Source organism: Pseudomonas sp. KCJK8993, from assembly GCF_046230915.1.
GTDB classification, from domain to species: domain Bacteria; phylum Pseudomonadota; class Gammaproteobacteria; order Pseudomonadales; family Pseudomonadaceae; genus Aquipseudomonas; species Aquipseudomonas piscis.
In genome coordinates, this window is record NZ_JBJJLO010000125.1 from 1 (window position 1) to 18,768 (window position 18,768).

The 18,768-nt window shown below is 66.2% G+C and carries 19 protein-coding genes; 12 read left to right on the top strand and 7 right to left on the bottom strand.

The annotated features are described in order from the left end of the window. From ACK6AU_RS27350 to ACK6AU_RS27365, 4 genes are all read left to right on the top strand, one after another. Positions 1-714: SDR family NAD(P)-dependent oxidoreductase (locus ACK6AU_RS27350; RefSeq protein WP_409302610.1), on the top strand; the 714-nt coding region annotated here is incomplete at its 5' end. Between the two features lie 13 nt (positions 715-727). Beyond that, positions 728-1,027, top strand: a complete 300-nt coding sequence (locus ACK6AU_RS27355) for a hypothetical protein (RefSeq protein WP_185697940.1) — start codon at positions 728-730, stop codon at positions 1,025-1,027. Continuing rightward, on the top strand, positions 1,024-2,031 hold the full coding sequence (locus ACK6AU_RS27360; protein WP_409302613.1) for a CobW family GTP-binding protein: 1,008 nt from the start codon (positions 1,024-1,026) through the stop codon (positions 2,029-2,031). The genes ACK6AU_RS27355 and ACK6AU_RS27360 overlap by 4 nt, the downstream gene beginning before the upstream one ends. Further along, complete coding sequence (locus tag ACK6AU_RS27365; protein ID WP_185697942.1) at positions 2,031-3,239, top strand: PotD/PotF family extracellular solute-binding protein; 1,209 nt, start codon at positions 2,031-2,033, stop codon at positions 3,237-3,239. Before ACK6AU_RS27360 ends, ACK6AU_RS27365 begins: the two co-directional genes overlap by 1 nt. A gap of 3 nt (positions 3,240-3,242) precedes the next feature. On the opposite strand, the gene ACK6AU_RS27370 is transcribed toward ACK6AU_RS27365, so the two are convergent. From ACK6AU_RS27370 to ACK6AU_RS27400, 7 genes are all read right to left on the bottom strand, one after another. After that, on the bottom strand, positions 3,243-3,863 hold the full coding sequence (locus ACK6AU_RS27370; RefSeq protein WP_409302615.1) for a hypothetical protein: 621 nt from the start codon (positions 3,861-3,863) through the stop codon (positions 3,243-3,245). Positions 3,864-3,872: 9 nt separating this feature from the next. Further along, on the bottom strand, positions 3,873-4,163 hold the full coding sequence (locus ACK6AU_RS27375) for a hypothetical protein (protein WP_260497930.1): 291 nt from the start codon (positions 4,161-4,163) through the stop codon (positions 3,873-3,875). 198 nt (positions 4,164-4,361) lie between these two features. Beyond that, positions 4,362-6,923: a TonB-dependent hemoglobin/transferrin/lactoferrin family receptor gene (locus ACK6AU_RS27380; RefSeq protein WP_409302617.1), complete on the bottom strand. Its 2,562-nt coding sequence runs from the start codon at positions 6,921-6,923 to the stop codon at positions 4,362-4,364. 121 nt (positions 6,924-7,044) lie between these two features. Then, the gene (locus ACK6AU_RS27385; protein WP_409302619.1) at positions 7,045-8,007 is read right to left on the bottom strand and encodes a FecR family protein; all 963 of its coding nucleotides are present in this window, start codon (positions 8,005-8,007) and stop codon (positions 7,045-7,047) included. Further along, positions 8,004-8,552 carry an RNA polymerase sigma factor gene (locus ACK6AU_RS27390; RefSeq protein ID WP_185697947.1) on the bottom strand — a complete coding sequence of 183 codons (549 nt, stop codon included), beginning with the start codon at positions 8,550-8,552 and terminating at the stop codon, positions 8,004-8,006. The genes ACK6AU_RS27385 and ACK6AU_RS27390 overlap by 4 nt, the downstream gene beginning before the upstream one ends. 152 nt (positions 8,553-8,704) lie before the next feature. Beyond that, complete coding sequence (locus ACK6AU_RS27395; protein WP_409302622.1) at positions 8,705-10,288, bottom strand: rhodanese-related sulfurtransferase; 1,584 nt, start codon at positions 10,286-10,288, stop codon at positions 8,705-8,707. Then, complete coding sequence (locus ACK6AU_RS27400) at positions 10,285-10,914, bottom strand: cysteine dioxygenase (RefSeq protein WP_185697949.1); 630 nt, start codon at positions 10,912-10,914, stop codon at positions 10,285-10,287. The genes ACK6AU_RS27395 and ACK6AU_RS27400 overlap by 4 nt, the downstream gene beginning before the upstream one ends. 106 nt (positions 10,915-11,020) lie before the next feature. Between ACK6AU_RS27400 and ACK6AU_RS27405 the strand changes: the two genes are divergently transcribed. The 8 genes from ACK6AU_RS27405 to ACK6AU_RS27440 all read left to right on the top strand — a co-directional run. Continuing rightward, complete coding sequence (locus ACK6AU_RS27405; RefSeq protein WP_409302624.1) at positions 11,021-11,920, top strand: LysR family transcriptional regulator; 900 nt, start codon at positions 11,021-11,023, stop codon at positions 11,918-11,920. A 155-nt stretch (positions 11,921-12,075) separates the two neighbouring features. Further along, positions 12,076-12,897 (top strand): ABC transporter permease, encoded by an 822-nt coding sequence (locus tag ACK6AU_RS27410; protein ID WP_185697951.1) that lies wholly within the window; start codon positions 12,076-12,078, stop codon positions 12,895-12,897. Between the two features lie 3 nt (positions 12,898-12,900). Beyond that, complete coding sequence (locus ACK6AU_RS27415; protein WP_409302626.1) at positions 12,901-13,695, top strand: ABC transporter ATP-binding protein; 795 nt, start codon at positions 12,901-12,903, stop codon at positions 13,693-13,695. Then, a complete protein-coding gene (locus tag ACK6AU_RS27420) occupies positions 13,692-14,891 on the top strand; it encodes an acyl-CoA dehydrogenase family protein (protein WP_409302628.1) in 1,200 nt (399 codons plus the stop codon). Before ACK6AU_RS27415 ends, ACK6AU_RS27420 begins: the two co-directional genes overlap by 4 nt. Beyond that, on the top strand, positions 14,888-15,826 hold the full coding sequence (locus tag ACK6AU_RS27425) for a D-isomer specific 2-hydroxyacid dehydrogenase family protein (protein WP_409302630.1): 939 nt from the start codon (positions 14,888-14,890) through the stop codon (positions 15,824-15,826). Before ACK6AU_RS27420 ends, ACK6AU_RS27425 begins: the two co-directional genes overlap by 4 nt. Before the next feature lie 196 nt (positions 15,827-16,022). Further along, positions 16,023-16,832, top strand: a complete 810-nt coding sequence (locus ACK6AU_RS27430; RefSeq protein WP_409302632.1) for a class II aldolase/adducin family protein — start codon at positions 16,023-16,025, stop codon at positions 16,830-16,832. Positions 16,833-16,843: 11 nt separating this feature from the next. Continuing rightward, positions 16,844-17,806, top strand: coding sequence for an ABC transporter substrate-binding protein (locus ACK6AU_RS27435; protein WP_409302634.1), 963 nt, complete (start codon positions 16,844-16,846; stop codon positions 17,804-17,806). Positions 17,807-17,845: 39 nt separating this feature from the next. Then, the coding region (locus ACK6AU_RS27440) for a dipeptidase (protein WP_409302636.1) at positions 17,846-18,768 on the top strand (923 nt) is incomplete at its 3' end.

The window sequence follows — 18,768 nt, forward strand, 5'->3', positions numbered from 1 at the left end:
GGCGCCGGCAGCGGTATCGGTGCCGCTATCGCCCGGGCTTACGCTACGGCCGGCGCCCGCCTGCTGCTGGCCGACCGTGATCCGGTACGCCTGGCCGAGAGTGCCCGGGCCTGTCGCGAATTGGGGGCCGAAGTCTTCGAGTGCGTGGCCGATGTCGGCAGCGTCGAAGGTGCCCAGGCTGGGGTCGATGCCTGTGTCGAGCATTTCGGCGGTATCGATATCCTGGTGAACAACGCGGGCATGTTGACCCAGGCGCGCTGTGTCGAGCTCTCCGTCGAGATGTGGAACGACATGCTGCGGGTCGATCTCACCAGCGTCTTCGTCGCCAGCCAGCGGGCCTTGCCCCATATGCTGGCACAGCGCTGGGGGCGGATCATCAACGTCGCCTCGCAACTGGGGATCAAGGGGGGGGCCGAGCTGACTCACTACGCCGCGGCCAAGGCCGGGGTCATTGGCTTCACCAAGTCCCTGGCCCTGGAGGTGGCCAAGGACAATGTACTGGTCAACGCCATCGCCCCGGGGCCGATCGAGACGCCATTGGTGTCCGGCATCAGCAGCGCCTGGAAAATCGCCAAGGCCGCCGAGCTGCCCCTGGGCCGTTTCGGCCTGGCGGATGAAGTGGCGCCCACTGCGGTGCTGCTGGCCAGCGAGCCGGGGGGCAACCTGTTTGTCGGCCAGACCCTGGGCCCGAACTCCGGGGATGTCATGCCATGAAGGAGGGTTGAGCATGTGCGGATTATGCGGGCTGCTGGGCGAAGACGTGCATTGGAGCGATCCGCTGGGGGACAGGCTGCCCCGGCGCCGCGAGCGCTTGCGCAGAATCGCCGCGATCAACCGGATTCTGGCGCCGTTCCGGCTCAAGGTCGAAGACTTCCAGGGCTCAGCCTATCTGCTGTTGGGGGCCACCGGTCGCCAGGAACTGGCCAGCGGCCTGGAGCAACTGTGGAGCCTGGCCGAGTCCATGCTCGGCCGGCCTCTGGATCCTCTTGATCCTGTGGTCCTCAAGCACCTGGAGCAACAGCCATGAGTATGCCCTTGAACGTCATCACCGGGTTTCTCGGCAGCGGCAAGACCACCTTGCTCAATCGTCTGCTGCAGGGCCAGAGCCTGGGGGACACGGCGTTGCTGATCAACGAGTTCGGCGATGTCGGCATCGATCACCTGCTGGTGGAACAGGTGGCGCCGGACACCGTGCTGCTACCCAGCGGCTGTGTCTGCTGCTCGATTCGCGGCGAGCTGAAGGAAGCGTTGCTGGGGCTCCTGGCGCGGCGCAGCCGGGGCGAGATCCCGGCCTTTCGCCGGGTGTTGCTGGAGACTACCGGGCTGGCCGACCCGGCGCCGATCCTGGCCACGGTGAACAATGATCCGCAGTTGCGTGGGCGGGTACATATCGGCCTGCTGGTCACCTTGGTGGATGCCAGCCACGCGGCGCTGCAGGAGCGCCTGCATCCGGAGTGGCTGGCCCAGGTGGCGGCCGCGGATCGCTTGCTGCTGAGCAAGACCGACTGTGTCAACGAGGCGATCCAGGCAGCCTTGCGCGAGCATTTGCAGCGTCTCAATCCCGGGGCACCAGTGCTGCTGACCCAGGCGATCCAGGGGGGCGATCAGCTGTTGCTGGAGGAGGGCCTGCGTGGCGCGACGGCGGAGCGGGAAGTGGCTCGCTGGCAGTTGCAGCGGCCACTGAAAGCCGCTGCGCCGCAGCATGGCGAGGCGCAAGTGTGCTGCCTGGAATTCGAGCAGCCGCTGGACTGGGTGGGCTTCGGGGTCTGGTTGTCGATGCTGCTAAGATGCCACGGCGAACGAATTCTACGGGTGAAAGGATTGCTCAACATCAGCGCCAGCCAGGCTCCCATCGTCATTCATGGCGTGCAGCATTGCCTGCACGCTCCCGTGCATCTGCCCCGTTGGCCCAGTGCCGATCATCGCTCGCGGCTGGTGTTTATTCTGCGCGGGCTTGAGCCTGAACAACTGCGCCGCTCCTTCGAGGTGTTCGCCCGCAGCTTCGCCCCGGTCGTCGGGGAGTGTGCCTGATGGCGGCGACGCAACCGGTTACCCTGCGGGTACTGGGCACCTCGGTGACCCTGCTCGAGTCCTTGCGGGTGCGCGCCGAGCAGGACCTGGGCATTCGCCTGGTGTATCAGGTGCACGATGTGGAACAGGCCCAGCGCATCGCGGTGATGCAGCCGGACAGTTACGACCTCTATGACCAGTGGTTTCACAACGTCGATTTCGTCTGGCCGGCCCAGGCAATCCAGCCCATCGACACCCGGCGCATTGCCCTGTGGCACGAGATCAACGACCTGCCCAAGCGCGGGCGCCTGTCGCCGGATGACCGCCTGGGCAGCGGCAGCGTGCCCAGCGAACGGCTCTATGTGCAACGCGATGGTAGCCTGGGCAGCACGGTCAGCGACCGCATCAGCATGCTGCCGCTGACCCACAACGCCGACAGTTTCGCCTACCGCCCGGAGCGCCTGCCGGCGGGTTTTTCCAGCGTCAATGAGAGCTGGGGCTGGCTGCTGGAGCCGGCCTGGAGCGGACGCATCGCCTTGCAGAGCGATGCGGCGATTGGTGCCCTGGATGCCGCCTTGGCGGTGCAGGGCTGTGGCCTGGAGTCCTTCAAGGACATCGGGAACCTGAGCATCGAAGAGATCGACCGGCTGGCGCAGATCCTGGTGCGCAAGCAGCGCGAAGGGCACTTCGCGGCGTTCTGGTCCGACGATGAAGAGGCCGCGCAACTGATGCTCAGGCCGTGCATTGATATCCAGAGCCTGTGGTCGCCAACCCTGATGCGCCTGCACCGGGCCGGGGTCAAATACCGCCTGGCGGTGCCGAAGGAGGGCTACCGAGCCTGGTTCGGTGGCCTGTCGTTGTCGCGCCATGCCAAGGGCGCGGTGCTGGACGCGGCCTATGCCTACCTCAACTGGTGGTTGTCGGGCTGGCCCGGTGCGGTAATGGCTCGCCAGGGCTACTACATCGGTAACCCGGCGCGCACCCGCGATCACTTGAGCAGCGCCGAATGGGATTACTGGTATGCCGGCAAACCGGCCCGGGAAGAGTTGCCGGGCAGCGACGGCGAACCGCTGATCGATATTGGCGAAACCCGCGATGGCGGTTCCTACCCGCAGCGCATGGGGCATATCGCCGTGTGGAACTCGGTGATGGACGAGCACAACTACCTGGTAAGGCGCTGGGGGGATTTCCTGCGGGCGGGCCGGGTGGCCGGTCGGGGCAAAGGCTGAAGGTCACAGCCCCAGGCGTGCCAGCTGGCGCAGGTCGGCGATCACCGCCGGGTTGCCGCCTTCGAGCACATCCAGGCGAATCTGCGCGATCAGTGATTTCAGCAGTTCGGTCTGGGTCATCCGCGTCGCCTGCAGCAGGCGCGCGAGATCCGCGGCCACATAGTGGTTCACCTTCAGCGACAGGCGTTTCATTGCATGCACGGCAGGTATCTGGCGGACCTCGGCCTGTTGGGCCAGGTACTGGGCGAAGTCGTCGTGCACTTGTTCCAGGGCAGGTACAAGGGGGGCGCTGAAGTAGTAGCTGAAGAACAGCTTGCGCATCTGCACCCCGGCGTCTTCGGCCACCGAGTGCATCGCGGCGTCCAGCACGTCGAGGTAGACCGCCGGCAGCCGCGCCTCGATGGAGGTCAGTTGCTGGCGGCGCGCTTCCTTGATCGCCGGGGTCGACTGGGGGGGAATGGCCACCACCGTGGCGCAGAGGTCGCAGACCCCCACCAGGATCTCCCGGGCCTGGCCGTTGCCGTCGCTGAAGGGCACGTCGCGCCGGGTGTAGGTAATGCCCACGACCTGCTGGCAATGCTCACAAAGTGCCTTGCCCCGGTCGCCCTGCAGATAGAGTTTCATGGGTTGTCCTCATCGGTGAACGCTGATGAACCACGCCTCTGGCTCGATAAAGTAGAACTTGATGTACCAGCCCGCCTTCCTCAGCACATGGACGGCAAGGTCTGGGGCGCTGTGGTGGACACTGCACTGGTGGTCGCTGCCCTTGCAGGCGACGATGACCTCGATCAGTTGGCCGGCCGACACCTCGCCGGTGGCCAGCAGGTTCTTGACCTCGATCGAGTCGCGTGCGGCATGCAGATAGTTACCGCTCTGTAGTGCATTGATCAGGTCCCGCCTGACCTTCCTGAAGCCTCTGTCCATGATGCTTGCCTGTTTGTACGATAGTGTTCGTACGCGGTCAATAGGGCGTTGGCTGAAAGCGCCCAAAGGCACTCCAACGGTTTTCAGGGGGGAGGTCGATCCTAGCCCAGGGAGGGCCAGTGGGAGGGCGAAGCTAAAGGTTTGCAATACATCGGTGGTGCTTCGCCTGGCGCAGCGTGCTGCGCCAGGCGAAGGCCTTCAGAAGAACCGGGTCACGCTGATCTTGGCGTTGCGCCCCACGCTGTAGGCGTTGTCGCCACTGAGCGGCGGGCGGTAGTCGCGGTTGAACATGTTGTCCAGGGTGAAGTGGACTTCGGTGCCCTTGAGGTAGGCCTGCTGCGGTTTCCAGTTGGCGAACAGCCCGTGCACGTTGTAGCGGTCGTTCTTGTACTGGTCCCAGTACGAGTCGCCCATGGCGCTGGCTACGCCGCCGGGGTAGAGATCGCTGGGCACCCGGTCGGTCTGGCGCACCCATTGGCCCTGCCAGCCCACCTGGGCATCCCACTGGGGAATCTTCAGGCCCAGGGTCGCCACCCATTTACGCGGCGGAATGTCCCGGGCCCAGACGTTCGGCCCCCAGGGGTTGGTGTAGGCACCTTCATGCTTGCCGGTGATCCAGGAGTAGGACAGCGAGCCGAACAGGTAGTTGGAGTCGTAGAAGCTCTCGACCTCGAAGCCCTTGATGGTCAGGTCGCCGATATTGCGATAGACCGACATCGGCGACTCCTTGCACACCTGGGCGATGCTCTTGCCGGTGCTCAGCTGCTCGGCGCAGCCGATGCCGGTGGCCTTGAGAATCTCGTCGCTGATCTTGTTCTGGAACACCGTGGTGCGGATCTGCGCGCTGTCGTTGTCGGTCAGCAGCTTGGAGAAGTTGTGGATGGTCCCCGCCCGCAGCGCGGTGATGCGCTCCGGGTCGAGGTTGCGGCTGGTGGCCGAGCGGCTGCTGCCCGGGGCCTGGACTTCGTACTGCTCGTCGATCACCGGCGCGCGCCAGGTCTTGCTGTAGTCGGCGAACAGCGCCAGTTGCGGGTTCACCGTCCAGAACGCCGACAGGCGCGGCGACCAGCCGGTATAGGTCTTGTCGCCATAGTCATGGCCGTCCTTGGGGTTGCTGCTGTTGTACAGCGGCGCATCGTTCTCCTCGCCACGGTTGCGCACATGGTCGTAGCGCAGGGACGGGGTCAGGGTGAAGTCGCCCAGGGTGATGGCGTCCTGGATATAGAAGGCGTTGTTGTCGACCTTGCCATGGGGCATGAAGCCTGGCTGGTAGTGGCCGTAGTTGTACTTGGGCACTTCATAGGTCTTGCCCGGCATCCACATATCCACCTCGCGGGTGTGCTTGCGGATCTGGATGCCATTGGTCAGGGCGTGGTCCAGCGGGCCGGTGCTGAAGCGGCTGACATTGGTCACTTCGAGGATCTTGTCCTCGTAGCCCACGGTGATCTTGCGCCCGCCGGTAACCGGTTGGTAGAAGGCGCTCGGGCCGCGTTTGTCGGTCTGGTCGGTCTTGGAGTTGGAATACTGGACCTTGAGGTCGACCCAGGGATTGTCCACCGGGGTGTATTGGTACTTGGCCAGCCAGGTAGTGTCGAGGGTGTTGCGCTGGGCCAGGTAGCGCTTGGTGGCGCCGTCATAGCCGTACTTGTCGATGTTGGCCTTGCTTGGCGGCTCCGGGTAGTTCTTGGCCGAGAAGGGCGCCCAGATATCGCTGTCGGAGCTGCTGTAGGTGAAGCCCAGGCGCTGCTCGTCGGTCAGTTGCATGTTGAGCTTGAACAGCTGGCCGTCCAGGTCCTGGGCGGTATTGGGCTGGCGCTTGGGGTTGACCAGGTACTGGTTGCGCGGATCGGGGATTGAGCTGGCCAGCTTCATGTCGTCGCCATCGCGCTTGGTCCAGTAGGCCAGGGCATCGAAGCGATGATCGTCGGTGCGGCCATAGACCGCAGAGGTGTAGGCCTGCTGATGGTCGTTGCTGCTGTAGCCGTACTTGACCATGGCACCGACATTGCGCCCGTCCTGCAACAGGTCCGGGGCGTCCTTGGTCTCGGTGTGCACGGTGCCGCCGAAGCCGCCGTTGCCGGTCTTGGGCGAGTGCGGGCCCTTTTCCACCTCGACTCGGCGGATCAGCTCCGGCTCGATGAAGATCACCCCTTGCTGGTAGCGCTCGAAGCCGCTCTTGGTGGCGCCGTCGACGGTGATCGGCACATCCTCGGCGTCCCCCAGGCCCCAGATATTGATGGTCTGGCCACCCGGTTTCAGCGAGCCGCCCAGGCTCACGCCGGGCAGGGTATCGATCAGGCTGACCACGTTGTTGGCCTGGTGGCGATCGATCTCCGCCTGGTTCAGGGTCGAGCGGCCTACGCTGGAGGAATCCACCACCGAGCCGTTGCCGATCACGCTCGTGGCCCCCAGTTGCAGGGCCGAGCCGCTGCTCTGGCTGGTTTCGGCAGGACGCACGATATAGGTGTTGTCGACCTTGACCAGGCTGAACTGGCCGTTGCGCAGCAGCTGGCGGATCGCCTCTTCCGGGCTGAAGTCACCTTGCAGGGCTGGCGCCTTGGCGTTACGCAGCAGTTGCTCGTCGAACAGCAGCTGGATTTTCCCTTGCTGGGCGACCTGGCTCAGGGAGGCGGCCAGGGGCTGCGCCGGCAACTGGAAATGGAGTGATCCGGCGTGGGCCGGCAGGCTCAACGCCAGGCAGGCGGCCAGCAGGGTCGGGCGGGTACGAACTAACGGAACAGGCAAGAGCGCGCGAAACATGACTTCCCCCAAATCGGCTTAAAGGCCGGAAAAGCGCTGCGGACAGATTGCAGACGGGAGGAAGACGCGACAGTGAAAAAAAACCTCATATGCGAATGAAATATATTCTCATGCTTGAGGTTCAGCGGGCTTCGATCTTCAACTGGCCATTGGCCTGGGCCACGGTTTTGACCGGGATCAGCGTGGGCAGGGTCTTGATCAGGGCGTCCGGATCGTTGACGTCCAGGTTACCCGAGACCTTGTAGGCGCCCAGGGGGCCATCGGCCAGCTGCACTGGCTGGCGCCGGTAAAGGTTCAACTCGTCCACCAGGCTGGCCAGGTCACGGTTGCGAAAGGCCAGGCGGCCGCTACGCCAGTCCGCCACGTCGTCCTGATCCAGGGACTGCTGGCGCAAGGTGCCCTTTTGCAGGTCGTAGATGGCCTGTTGCCGGGCACCGAGCAAGGACAGTTCGGCGGGGCGCCCGTCCGGGCTGAAGGCCACTTGCCCATGGGCGACGCTGACCACCAGCTGGCGTTGGCCACGCCGCACATCGAAGGCCGTACCAACGACCCGTACCTTGGCCGCGCCGCTGTGCACCCACAGCGGTCGTTCCTTGTCGGCGGCGACCTCCAGGTACAACTGGCCGTGTTGCAAGTAGATATCGCGCTGTTGTGCGCTGAAGTCGATTTGCACCTGGGTATTGGCGTTGACGTACAAGGTGCTGCCATCGGGGAGCTTGAAGGCTCGTGCCCCCTGTTCCTGGGCCGCGACCTGCTGGACGTAGGGCGTCCTGGACGTGCCCAGGTTGACCGCCAGCACCGTGCACAGCACGGCCGCGGCCACCGCCAGGGCCGGACGCCAGGCCGGGTTCCTGCGCCGGGGCAGTGCAATCGGCTTGCTCAGTTGCTGCAATTGCGCCAGGTCCACCCACAACTCTTCGAATTCGGCATAGGCCCGGGCATGGGCCGGATGCGCCATCCAGGCGTCGAAGGCCTTGCGGCTGGCGCGGTCCGGGGAGTTGCGGTTACGGGCGAACCAACTGGCGGCCTCGACATCGATCTGTTCGCTGTCGCTGTCGTCTTGGCGGCCGGGAAAGCGGGTCATTCAGGCAGCTCCTTGCCGTTTTCTCGTTGTAGGTGCTGCTTGCAGTGCAGCAGGGCAAAGGCGATGTGTTTTTCCACCATGCTGACGGAAATCCCCATGCGCTGGGCAATCTGTGCCTGGCTCAGCCCTTCGAAGCGGTGCAGCATAAGGGCTTCGCGGCGGCGCGGCGAGAGTTGGGCAAGGACTTCCTTCAATTGTTCCAGGCGTTGCAGGCGCTGGGCGGCGGGCAGCGGCTCATGCCGTTCGTCGGCCAGGGGCTCGTTGTCGAAGCTGTCTTCGGGATGGGCCTGCTGATGCGCCTTGGAGCGCACCTGCTGGTGCCGCCAATGATCACGCAACAGGTTGCGCGCCATCTGGAACAGGAAGGCCCGGGGCTGCTCCACCTGGGCCCGGTCACGGTAATCGAGCCACTGGGTGAATACGTCCTGGGTCATGTCCGCCGCGTCGCAGGCGTTATCCGTGCGCTTGCGCAGGAAATGCAGGATGTCGGCATAGAACCCGCGAACTGAGTCCACCGAGGCAGAGTCGGGCTTGGAGCGAGACATGGATATCCTTCTTGACGACGCGGTGGGCAGGAGGTCGCGAATGATATCGAGAATTATTGCTATTTGTCACTTGGCCGATTGATAGCACACTGCGGGTGCTTTCCGTCCTGCCAGCGGCTGGCCGAGTTGTACCGGCAAGCCGCCTCCAGCGTTTAAATCACGAAGAAGCCGTGAGTGCCGTCGCGTCCCAGCTGCGCCACCAGGCCGAACTCCCAGTCCAGGTAGGCTTGCATGGCTTCCCGGGGATTGTCGGTGCCTTCATAAGGGCGCCGGTAGCGATCGATGCGTGGCGAGGCCAGGCGCTGCTGGCCTTGCTCCACGGGCAGCCCGGCTTCGATCCAGGCACTGGTGCCGCCGCTGAGCACGAACACCGGGCGTTGGGTCAGGGCCTGCAAGTGCGGTGCGACGAAGCGCGCCAGCAGGCTGCTGCCACAGGTCAGGACGAAGCGCTTGGGTGGCGGCAGGTGCTCCAGGGCCTGGGCCAACTGGCTGGGCAGTACCCACCAGGCGCCAGGGATATGGCGTTGTACATGGTTGGCGCTGGCAGTGACATCCAGCACCAGGGTACCGGGCTCGCGCAGCCAGTCGGCCAGGGTCCGCGGGCTGATTTCCTCGACCGCCGGGCTGTCCGGCAACGGCGCCTGCCACGCCCCGCGCACGCTGAAGTCGCTGCCCCGCAAGCCGTCGAGCACGGCTACTTGCCAACCCATCTGCGCCAGCCATGAAGCGCTCATGTTGGCCCGCACGCCATCGTCGTCCACCAGCACCAGGCGCGCGCCGCGCACGCTGGCGAAATGGTCGGTCTCCTGCACCAATTGGCCACCTGGGGTGGAGCGGGCGCCGGGCAGGTGGCCGGCGGCGAATTCTTCCGGGCTGCGCACATCGAACAGGTAGCTGGTGCGCTGGGGTTCGGCCTGCCAGCGGCGCCACTGGGCCAGGTCGATGCGCGCCACGTCGGCCCGGTCGGCCACCGCCCGGGCCGCGGCCTGGGCTTGTGCGCGGTGGGCGCCGGCGTGTGTGGTGAAGCGCCGCTGCTGGCCGTGTTCCAGGGCCTGGCCGGCGAGGGTCCAGCCGATGGTGCCGTTGCGCAGGGCCGCCACCGGGTTGGGAATACCGGCGTTCACCAGCGATTGGGTGCCGATGATGCTGCGGGTGCGTCCGGCGCAGTTGACCACCACCCGGGTTCGTGGATCGGGCGCCAGTTCGCGGACCCGCAGCACCAGCTCGGCCCCGGGCACGCTGGTACTGCCAGGGATGCTCATGGTCTGGTACTCGTCGAAGCGCCGGGCGTCGAGCACCACCAGGTCGGCTTGCTGATCGAGCAAGGCCTGCAATTCCTCGGCAGCCAGCGATGGGGTGTGGCGCTCGGCCTCCACCAGTTCGCCAAAGGCCTTGCTCGGCACGTTGACGTCCTTGAACAACTCGCCCCCGGCGTTGCGCCAACCGTCGAGGCCGCCCGCGAGCAGGGCGACATCGCTGTAGCCCAGTTGTCGCAAGCGGGTCGCGGCGCGTTCGGCCAGGCCTTCGCCCTGGTCATAGAGCGTGATGGCGGTATCGCGCCTGGGGATGCGCGCATACACCTCCAGCTCCAGTTTCGACAGCGGGATATTGGCGGCGAACAGCGGATGGGCTTCGGCGAAGGGCGCTTCTTCACGCACGTCCACCAGGGCCAGTTCCTGGCGTTCGAGCAAGGCCTGGCGGATTTGTTCCGGGCTGCGGGTCGGGAAATCGGTCATTGCAGGGGCTCCTTCGACAGGTCCCAGAGGTTGGGCAGCAAGGTGTTGGAATAGCCGGAGATGAAAGGCTTCTCGTGACCGTCCAGGTCATGCACCCCACGCCGCACCGCGCCGATGTTGGCGCCGTAGACATGGATGCTGATGGACACCCGGTCGGCATGGGCGTTGGTCACCTGGTGGATATCGCCAATACGCGGCGACACCGCTTCCACCTGGCCCGGCACCAGGCGCACCGGTGAGCCGGCAGGCTGCAGGCGGCCGTCGGCCAGGCGCTCGAAGCCCTGGGAGTCCTCGGCGCCGCGCAGCATGCCGATCAGGCCCCAGGTGCGGTGGTCATGAATCGGCGTGCGTTGGCCCGGACCCCAGACGAAGCTGACGATGGAGAAACGCTGGCGCGAGTCGGCGTGCAGCAAGAATTGCTGGTAGCGCTGCGGATCGGCCTGGGCGAAGGCGTCGGGCAGCCAGTCGTCCTGGCTCACCAGGCGTTGCAGCAAAGTCGCCCCCTGGTCCAGGACCCGGGCTTCGTCGGGATGACTGTCGAGCAGCTCGGCCAGGTCACCGATGAAGCCGCGCAGGCGGGCCAGGTTGGGTGAGGCGATGGAGACGGTCGAGGCGTTGTGGGGCATGGGTTCCCTCCGTGGACACAGGACGAACGACACGAACTACACGGTCGAGCTAAAAGGTATTATTCTTATCGAACATTTTTCCAGTCATTTATTATGCGAAAAAAGAATGAAGATAGATGATCTGAACGCGTTCGTGGCGGTGATCCGCTGCCAGACCATCAGCCAGGCGGCCGACGCCCTGCAACTGACCCAGCCGGCCATCACCCGCCGGGTGCAGAACTTCGAGGAGGCGCTCGGGGTCGAGTTGCTGGACCGCAATACCAAGCCGCTCAAGCCCACCAGCATGGGGCTCAGGGTGTATGGCCAGTGCCTGGAAGTGCTGCGCAGCATCGATGCGCTGAACGAGCTGGTGGCCAGTGACGGCGCCCCCAGCGGCGCCCTGCGCATCGGCGTGCCGCAGACCATCGGCGATGTGGTGCTGCTCGATGCCCTGAGCCAGTTGAAGACCCTCTACCCGCAGTTGCAGACCTCGGTGGCCACCGGTTGGGGCAGCCACCTGCTGGGCAAGGTCGAGAACGGCGAGCTGGATGTGGTGGCCGCGTTGTTCCCTGCCGGCAAGGTGTTTCCCGAGGCGGTGGTGGGGCGTTCCCTGGCCAGCATGAACCTGGTGGTCGTGGCGGCCCGGGGCGAAGCGCGCAAGCGTTCCTGCAAGCTTGCCGATTGCTACCAGCGCGGCTGGGTACTCAATCCCGATGGCTGTGGTTTCCGCGCTGGCCTGCAACGGGCCCTGAGTGCCCAGGGCCTGTCGCTGCAGATCAACCTGGAGACCTTCGGCACCGAGCTGCAACTGGGGTTGATCGCCAATGGCCTGGGGTATGGCCTGGTGCCGCTGCCCTTGCTGGAGAACAGCAGCCATCGGGACAAGCTGGAGATCGTGCCGGTCAGCGATTTCAAGCCGGTGATCGACCTCTGGCTGATCCATCCGCGCTTCCTCGGCAACCTCCAGGAGCCGGTGAGCATGTTCGGTGAAATGGTGGCTGCCCGTGTCGGCCCGTCACCGTCCTGAACGGCGCGGACAGTTCGCTGGTATGCAAGTTAATTGCATATCTCAAGTGCTGGTGAATGCAATTTTTGTATATTAATTTAGAACCAAAACGAATTTCACGGACGTTTTTTATGTAGTTAGCATGGGCTTCGAACGCGCTGAAATAGGGATGTGAAATGCCTGCGCAAGCCCCGCTCAAAGTCTCCGGCCATTGGCCTGCCAGCCCTGGATATCGGGCCCTGGTGCAACTGCTGCTACGCCTGGCCAGCCCGTTGCTGCTGCTCGTGTTGTGGGAATTGGCCGCGCGCACCGGGTTGCTGCCGGCGCGGGTCATCGCCGCCCCCAGCACCATCGGTGCCACCCTGTGGCAGATGCTGGGCAGTGGTGAGCTGGGTGGGCATCTGTGGGTGTCCCTCAAGCGCGCCTTCGCCGGCCTGGCCATCGGCGTCAGCCTCGGTACGCTGCTTGCCCTGTTGGCCGGCCTGTCGCGCGGTGGCGAGCTGGCCATCGACTCGCCGATGCAGATGCTGCGCACCTTGCCGTTCCTGGCCATCGTGCCGCTGTTCATCCTCTGGTTCGGAGTCGGCGAGGCGCCCAAGATCGCCCTGATCGCCCTGGGCACCACCTTTCCCATCTACCTCACGCTGTTCTCCGGCATCCGCAGCCTCGATCCCAAGCTGCTGGAGGCCGCGACCCTGCTGGGCCTCAAGCGCTGGGAACGGATCGTCCACGTGATCCTGCCCGGGGCCCTGCCGGCGTTCTTCGTCGGCCTGCGCTACGCCTTCGGCATCAGCTGGCTGGGCCTGGTAGTGGTGGAGCAGATCAACGCCAGCGCCGGCATCGGCTACCTGGTCAACGACGCCCGGGACTTCATGCGCACCGACGTGATCGTGATCTGCCTGCTGGTCTACAGCGTGCTCGGCCTGGGCATCGATGCCCTGGTACGCGGCCTTGAAGGTTTCGCCCTGGCCTGGCGGCCGACTTTCATCAGGAGTTGAGCCATGCAGCTGTCATCTTCGCCACCGGGCCCGACCGCAGCGGGCCATTTGCCGGCCGCTGTCGAAGGCCGTGGCATCACCCGGCGCTTCGCCGGGCAAGCGGTGCTCGACGAACTGAACCTGGACATCGCCCCGGGAGAGTTCGTCGCCTTGCTGGGCCGCAGCGGCTCGGGCAAGACCACCTTGCTGCGCGCCCTGGCCGGGCTGGAGCCCATCGACGCCGGGCGCTTGCAGGTACCGACGGCCATGGCCGCGGTGTTCCAGGAGCCACGCTTGATGCCCTGGAAGCGCGTTTGGCGCAACGTCGCCCTCGGCGTACGGGGCGAGCAGGTGCGCCAGCGGGCCCAGGCGGCGCTGGAGGAGGTGGGCCTGGCCCATCGGTTGCAGGCCTGGCCCGGCACCTTGTCCGGTGGCGAGGCCCAGCGCGTGGCCCTGGCCCGGGCCCTGGTGCGCGAGCCGCAGCTATTGTTGCTGGACGAACCCTTTGCCGCCCTCGACGCGCTGACGCGGATCCGTATGCATCGGTTGATCATCCGCCTGTGGCAGGCCCATGCCCCGGCGGTGTTGCTGGTGACCCACGATGTCGATGAAGCCCTGCTGTTGGCCGACCGCGTGCTGGTGCTGGCCAACGGGCGCATTGCCGAGCAACTGCCGATCCGCCTGCCGCGCCCGCGCCAGGCTGGCCTTCCCGGGTTCCAGCAACTGCGTGGGCGGTTGCTGCAATTACTGGGCGTCGAAACCGAGGCCGAGCCGGCCCCCCTTGTTGCCCCACCCCTGAGCAGGATTGCCAGCCGATGAGCCTTTGCACTGAACCCTCCATCGCCACTGCGGCGCCCCTTGAGCTGGACTCCGTGGCGTTCGCCGACCTGCTGCAGCAGTTGAGCGAGGAGTTTGCCGCCACGGCGGCCCACTATGATCGCCACGGCGAGTTTCCCCATGCCAACCTGCAACGCCTGCACCAGCATGGCTTGCTGGCCTTGACCGTACCCCGGGCCCTGGGCGGCAGCGAGGCGACCCTGGCCCAGGCGCGGCGGGTGATCGGCGCCGTGGCCCAGGGCGAACCGTCCACCGCCCTGGTCCTGGTGATGCAGTATTTGCAGCACACGCGCCTGCAGCAGAACACCGCCTGGCCCCTGCACCTGCGCCAGCAAGTAGCCCGCGAAGCGGTGCAGGACGGGGCGTTGATCAATGCGTTGCGGGTCGAGCCGGACCTGGGCACTCCCGCTCGCGGCGGCCTGCCGGCGACCCTGGCGCAACGGGTCGAGGGTGGCTGGTCGCTCAGCGGTCGCAAGATCTACTCCACCGGCATTCCCGGGCTGACCTGGCTGGCGGTGTGGGCCCGCAGCGACGAGCCCGAGCCCCGCGTGGGCACCTGGCTGGTGCACCGCGACAGCCCGGGCATCCGCATCGAGGAAACCTGGGACCACTTGGGCATGCGCGCCACCGGCAGCCACGACGTGATCTTCGACGAGGTGTTCGTGCCCCTGGAGCAGGCGGTGGACATCCAGCCGGCCAACGTCCCGCGACCTTCGGAACTGGACAGCAAGGGCGTGCTCTGGCTGGCGGTCTTGCTGTCGGCGATCTACGACGGGGTGGCCCGCGCCGCCCGCGACTGGTTGCTGGGCTGGCTGGCCCAGCGGGCCCCGGCCAACCTCGGCGCGCCGCTGTCGAGCCTGCCGCGTTTCCAGGAACTGATCGGGCGTATCGATGCCTTGTTGCTGAACAACCGAGTACTGCTCGACGCCGCCGCCGAAGGGCGCATCGCCGCCAGCGAGGCCACCCAGGTCAAGTACCTGGTCACCAGTAACGCCATCAGTGCGGTGGAACTGGGGATCGAGGCTATCGGCAACCCGGGGCTGGCCCGCGGCAATCCCATCGAGCGCCACTATCGCGATGTGCTGTGCAGCCGTATCCATACGCCGCAGAACGACGCCATCCTCGGCGCGGTGGGGCGTGCCGCGTTCGCCTTGCCCAGCCGTGGAGCCCAGGTGTGACGCGCATCGCCAGCCAGCTCGACGCCGCCTTCAACCGGCAGTTGCGCCAGTGGCTGCCCGGGATCGAGGTGCTGGACCTGCCCCGGGGCATTCCCGTCGGCTTGCCCACGGATATCCAGGTGCTGCTGGCCGCGCCCCATGCCGATTTTCGCGACGCGGCGCAGCCACCGGCCGGCTGGCCCTTCGGCCTGGGTTTCGTGCAACTGGCCAGTTCCGGCCTGGATTACTTCCCGCGCTGGCTGTTCGAGCACCTGCCGGTGGCCAGTGCCCGGGGCTGCACTGCGTCCAGCATCGCCGAGTTCGTCCTGGCGGCGATCTTCGCCGCCGCCAAGGGGTTGCCCCAGGTGTGGGTCGAGCGTGCCGAACATTGGCAGCAACGACCGCTGGCGGCGGTGGCCGGTAGCACCCTGGGCTTGTTCGGTTTTGGCAGCATTGCCCGGGAACTGGCGCCCAAGGCCCTGGCGCTGGGCATGCGGGTGCTGGCCCTGCGGCGTTCGCCGCAGCCTTTGCAGGTGCCCGGGGTGGAGTCGGTGAGCGACCTGGGGCAACTGTTTTCCCGCGCCGACCACCTGTTGCTGGCGGTGCCGCTGACCGAGCAGACCCGCCAGGTGATCGACGCCGATGTGCTGGCCATGGCCAAGCCGGGGCTGCACCTGATCAATATCGCCCGGGGCGCGCTGATCGATCAGCCGGCGCTGCTCAAGGCCCTGGACAGCGGGCGCATCGGCCTGGCCAGCCTGGACGTGGCTGATCCCGAGCCGTTGCCCGAGGGGCATCCGTTCTACCGCCATCCACGGATTCACCTGTCGCCGCACACCTCGGCCAACTCGCCCGGGGTCTACCTGAATATCGCCCGGCTGCTGGAGCGCAACCTCCGGCGCTGGGGCGATGGTTTGTCCCTGGAGAATCCGGTGCAGATCCAGCGTGGCTACTAGCGTGCGGGGCCTAGGTCTTCCGGTGATCGCCAGGCAAGGCCCTGCGGGCCTTTTCGCAGCCTCGCGGGCTCGGCAGCGGCGCCCCTGCCGGTTTGTGTAGCCGCTGCCGAAGGCTGCGTAGCAGACGCGGGGATCTTGAGACCGCAGAAGGGCAGGCGGGAGCCGGGGGTTCATGAGCATTTCCAGGAGAGGGGATATGACCGCACATTTTCCTCCCGCCGTGTATGACTTGCCCCGCGATGGGCATACGGTTTTTCGCTGGGAGCACCCGCCGCGCCAAGCCAGCGTCGAGCTCGAGCGATTGCAACGCAAGCAGAGCCTGGCGGCGGCGTTCCGGGTTTTCGCCCGGTTGGGTTTCGACATGGGTGGGGCCGGGCATATCACGGTGCGCGACCCGGAGCACCCGGAGCATTTCTGGGTCAACCCGGTGGGGGTGTATTTCGGCCATGTACGGGTTTCCGACCTGTTGCTGGTGGACCCCGACGGCGCCATCGTCGAAGGCGAGGGCGCGTTGAATCTTGCAGCCTTCGCCATTCATGCGGCGCTGCACCAGGCCCATCCCGAGGTGGTGGCCGCCGCCCATGCCCACTCGTTGCACGGCAAGGCCTGGTCCAGCCTGGGTCGCTTGCTGGACCCGCTGACCCAGGACGCCTGCGCCTTCTATGAGCGGCACGCGCTGTTCGACAACTTCTCCGGGGTGGTGCTGGAGGCCAGCGAAGGGGCGCGGATCGCCGCCGCCTTGCATGGGCACAAGGCGCTGATCCTGCAGAACCATGGCCTGCTCACGGTGGGCGAGACCGTCGAGGCGGCGGCCTGGCGCTTCATCGCCATGGATAACGCCGCCCAGGCCCAGCTGCTGGCGGAGGCTGCCGGTACGCCACGGCCCATTCCCCATGAAGTGGCCCGCCACACGGCGCGCCAGGTGGGCACCGAGTTCGGCGGCTGGTTCAGTTTCCAGCCCTACCGCGAGCGCATCCTGCGCGAAGAAGCGGATTTTCTCGATTGAGGACAGCCAGCATGCAGCGTCGTCGTTTCCTGCAACTCTCGGCCCTTGCCGGCCTGGCCGGCGCCTTGCCGCGCCTGGGCCTGGGAGCCGCCACCGACTGGTCCGGGGTCACCCTGAACGTCGCCACCTATAAGGGCGCGGCCCCGAGCTTCTTTACCCAGGCGGGTATCGAACCACCCCCTTACCAGGTCAAGTACGCCGAGTTCACCGGCGGCAACCTGAGCTTCGAGGCCCTGGTCAGCGGCACCCTGGACATCTCGCCAATGAGCGAGATCCCGCCGATCTTCGGCATCAAGAACCAGGCTCCGGTGAAGCTGATCGCAGTGCTCACCGGCGACGTCAACAACCAGGCCTTCATCGTGCCCAAGGGCTCCAGCGTCCAGTCCATCGCCGAGCTCAAGGGCAAGCGCGTCGGCTACATCCGTTCCACCAGCTCTCACTATTTCCTGCTCAAGGCGCTGAAGGAGCAGGGACTGGGCTTCGCCGACATCGTGCCCATGGCCCTGACCCCGCAGGATGGTTTTGCCGCGTTCCAGAACGGCGCCCTGGATGCCTGGGTCAGCTTCGGCTACTTCATCCAGCTGGCCGAGCTGCGTGCCGGGGCCAGGGTGCTCAAGACCGGGCAAGGCTACCTGTCGGGCAACTACGTGATCGCCGCCAACCAGCAGAGCATCGCCGACCCGCGCAAGCATGCGGCGATCACCGACTACATCCTGCGCGAGTACCGTTCCTGGCAGTGGATCGCCAGCCACCCCGAGGAGTGGGCGACCCGCAGCGCGCAGATCCTCGGCATGCCCCGGGAAGTGTTCCTGGCCCAATACCGCGCCCAGAGCGGCCCGCGCTTGCTGCAACCGGTGGACGATGCGGCGGTGAAGTCCCAGCAGGACGTGGCCGATCTGTTCTACGAGGCCGGGGTATTGCCCCAGCCGCTGGATGTTTCCGGCCTCTGGGACCGCAGCTTCCATTGGGGCTGAGGGCCCGGCGTGTTTTTCCAACCGGCCCTGGAGGCCCCCATGCTGCGCCGATCCTTGCTGACCCTGGCCCTGGCCAGCCCCTGGGCGCTGGCCCAGGAGCCCGCCGCGGCCCTGCACCAACGCCTGACCGTACTCGACAGCCACCTCGACACCCCGATGCAACTGGCCCGGCCGGGCTGGGACATCCACCAGCGCCATCGCTACCAGGACGACCTGTCCCAGGTCGATCTGCCACGGATGCGCGAGGGCGGCCTGGATGGCGGCTTCTGGGCGATCTTCACGCCCCAGGGGCCGCTCGATGCCGAAGGCCGGACCCAGGCCAGCGAGCACGGCCTGGCGGTGTTGACCCGAATCCGCGACCTGGTGGCCGCCCATCCCCAGGACTTCGCCCTGGCCCTGCGCGCCGAGGATGTGCCGGCCATCGTCGGCCGTGGCCAGCGCGTGGTGTTCATCAGCATGGAGAATGCCGAGCCCCTGGCGGCCGATCCCCAGCGGCTGCTCACCTACCATCGCCTGGGCCTGCGCATGCTGGGGCTGGTGCATTCGGCCAACAACGATTTCGCCGATTCGGCCACCGCCTTGCCGCAATGGCGGGGCCTGAGCCCCGCCGGGCGCGAACTGGTGAGCGCGGCCAATCGCCTGGGCATCCTGCTGGATGTGTCCCATGCCTCGGACCAGGTATTCGACCAGGTGCTGGCCCTGTCCACGGCGCCGATCATCGCCTCCCATTCCAGCAGCAGGGCCATTACCCAGCATCCACGTAACCTGGATGACCAGCGCTTGCGCCAGCTGGCGGCCAAGGGTGGGGTGGTGCAGGTCAACAGTTTCCCCAGCGACCTGATCGACGCCGTCCCCAACCCCGAGCGTGCCAAGGCCCTGGGGCCGCTGTACCGCGAGTTTCGCCTGGCCGCCAGCCTCAGCCCCGGACAAGTGGCGGACCTGGCCGAACGCATCCGCCAGGT

Coding starts and splice junctions, on each gene's coding strand:
- ACK6AU_RS27355 (WP_185697940.1), top strand. CDS start 728: ATGTGCGGATTATGCGGGCTGCTGGGCGAAGACGTGCATTGGAGCGAT.
- ACK6AU_RS27360 (WP_409302613.1), top strand. CDS start 1,024: ATGAGTATGCCCTTGAACGTCATCACCGGGTTTCTCGGCAGCGGCAAG.
- ACK6AU_RS27365 (WP_185697942.1), top strand. CDS start 2,031: ATGGCGGCGACGCAACCGGTTACCCTGCGGGTACTGGGCACCTCGGTG.
- ACK6AU_RS27370 (WP_409302615.1), bottom strand. CDS start 3,863: ATGAAACTCTATCTGCAGGGCGACCGGGGCAAGGCACTTTGTGAGCAT.
- ACK6AU_RS27375 (WP_260497930.1), bottom strand. CDS start 4,163: ATGGACAGAGGCTTCAGGAAGGTCAGGCGGGACCTGATCAATGCACTA.
- ACK6AU_RS27380 (WP_409302617.1), bottom strand. CDS start 6,923: ATGTTTCGCGCGCTCTTGCCTGTTCCGTTAGTTCGTACCCGCCCGACC.
- ACK6AU_RS27385 (WP_409302619.1), bottom strand. CDS start 8,007: ATGACCCGCTTTCCCGGCCGCCAAGACGACAGCGACAGCGAACAGATC.
- ACK6AU_RS27390 (WP_185697947.1), bottom strand. CDS start 8,552: ATGTCTCGCTCCAAGCCCGACTCTGCCTCGGTGGACTCAGTTCGCGGG.
- ACK6AU_RS27395 (WP_409302622.1), bottom strand. CDS start 10,288: ATGACCGATTTCCCGACCCGCAGCCCGGAACAAATCCGCCAGGCCTTG.
- ACK6AU_RS27400 (WP_185697949.1), bottom strand. CDS start 10,914: ATGCCCCACAACGCCTCGACCGTCTCCATCGCCTCACCCAACCTGGCC.
- ACK6AU_RS27405 (WP_409302624.1), top strand. CDS start 11,021: ATGAAGATAGATGATCTGAACGCGTTCGTGGCGGTGATCCGCTGCCAG.
- ACK6AU_RS27410 (WP_185697951.1), top strand. CDS start 12,076: ATGCCTGCGCAAGCCCCGCTCAAAGTCTCCGGCCATTGGCCTGCCAGC.
- ACK6AU_RS27415 (WP_409302626.1), top strand. CDS start 12,901: ATGCAGCTGTCATCTTCGCCACCGGGCCCGACCGCAGCGGGCCATTTG.
- ACK6AU_RS27420 (WP_409302628.1), top strand. CDS start 13,692: ATGAGCCTTTGCACTGAACCCTCCATCGCCACTGCGGCGCCCCTTGAG.
- ACK6AU_RS27430 (WP_409302632.1), top strand. CDS start 16,023: ATGACCGCACATTTTCCTCCCGCCGTGTATGACTTGCCCCGCGATGGG.
- ACK6AU_RS27435 (WP_409302634.1), top strand. CDS start 16,844: ATGCAGCGTCGTCGTTTCCTGCAACTCTCGGCCCTTGCCGGCCTGGCC.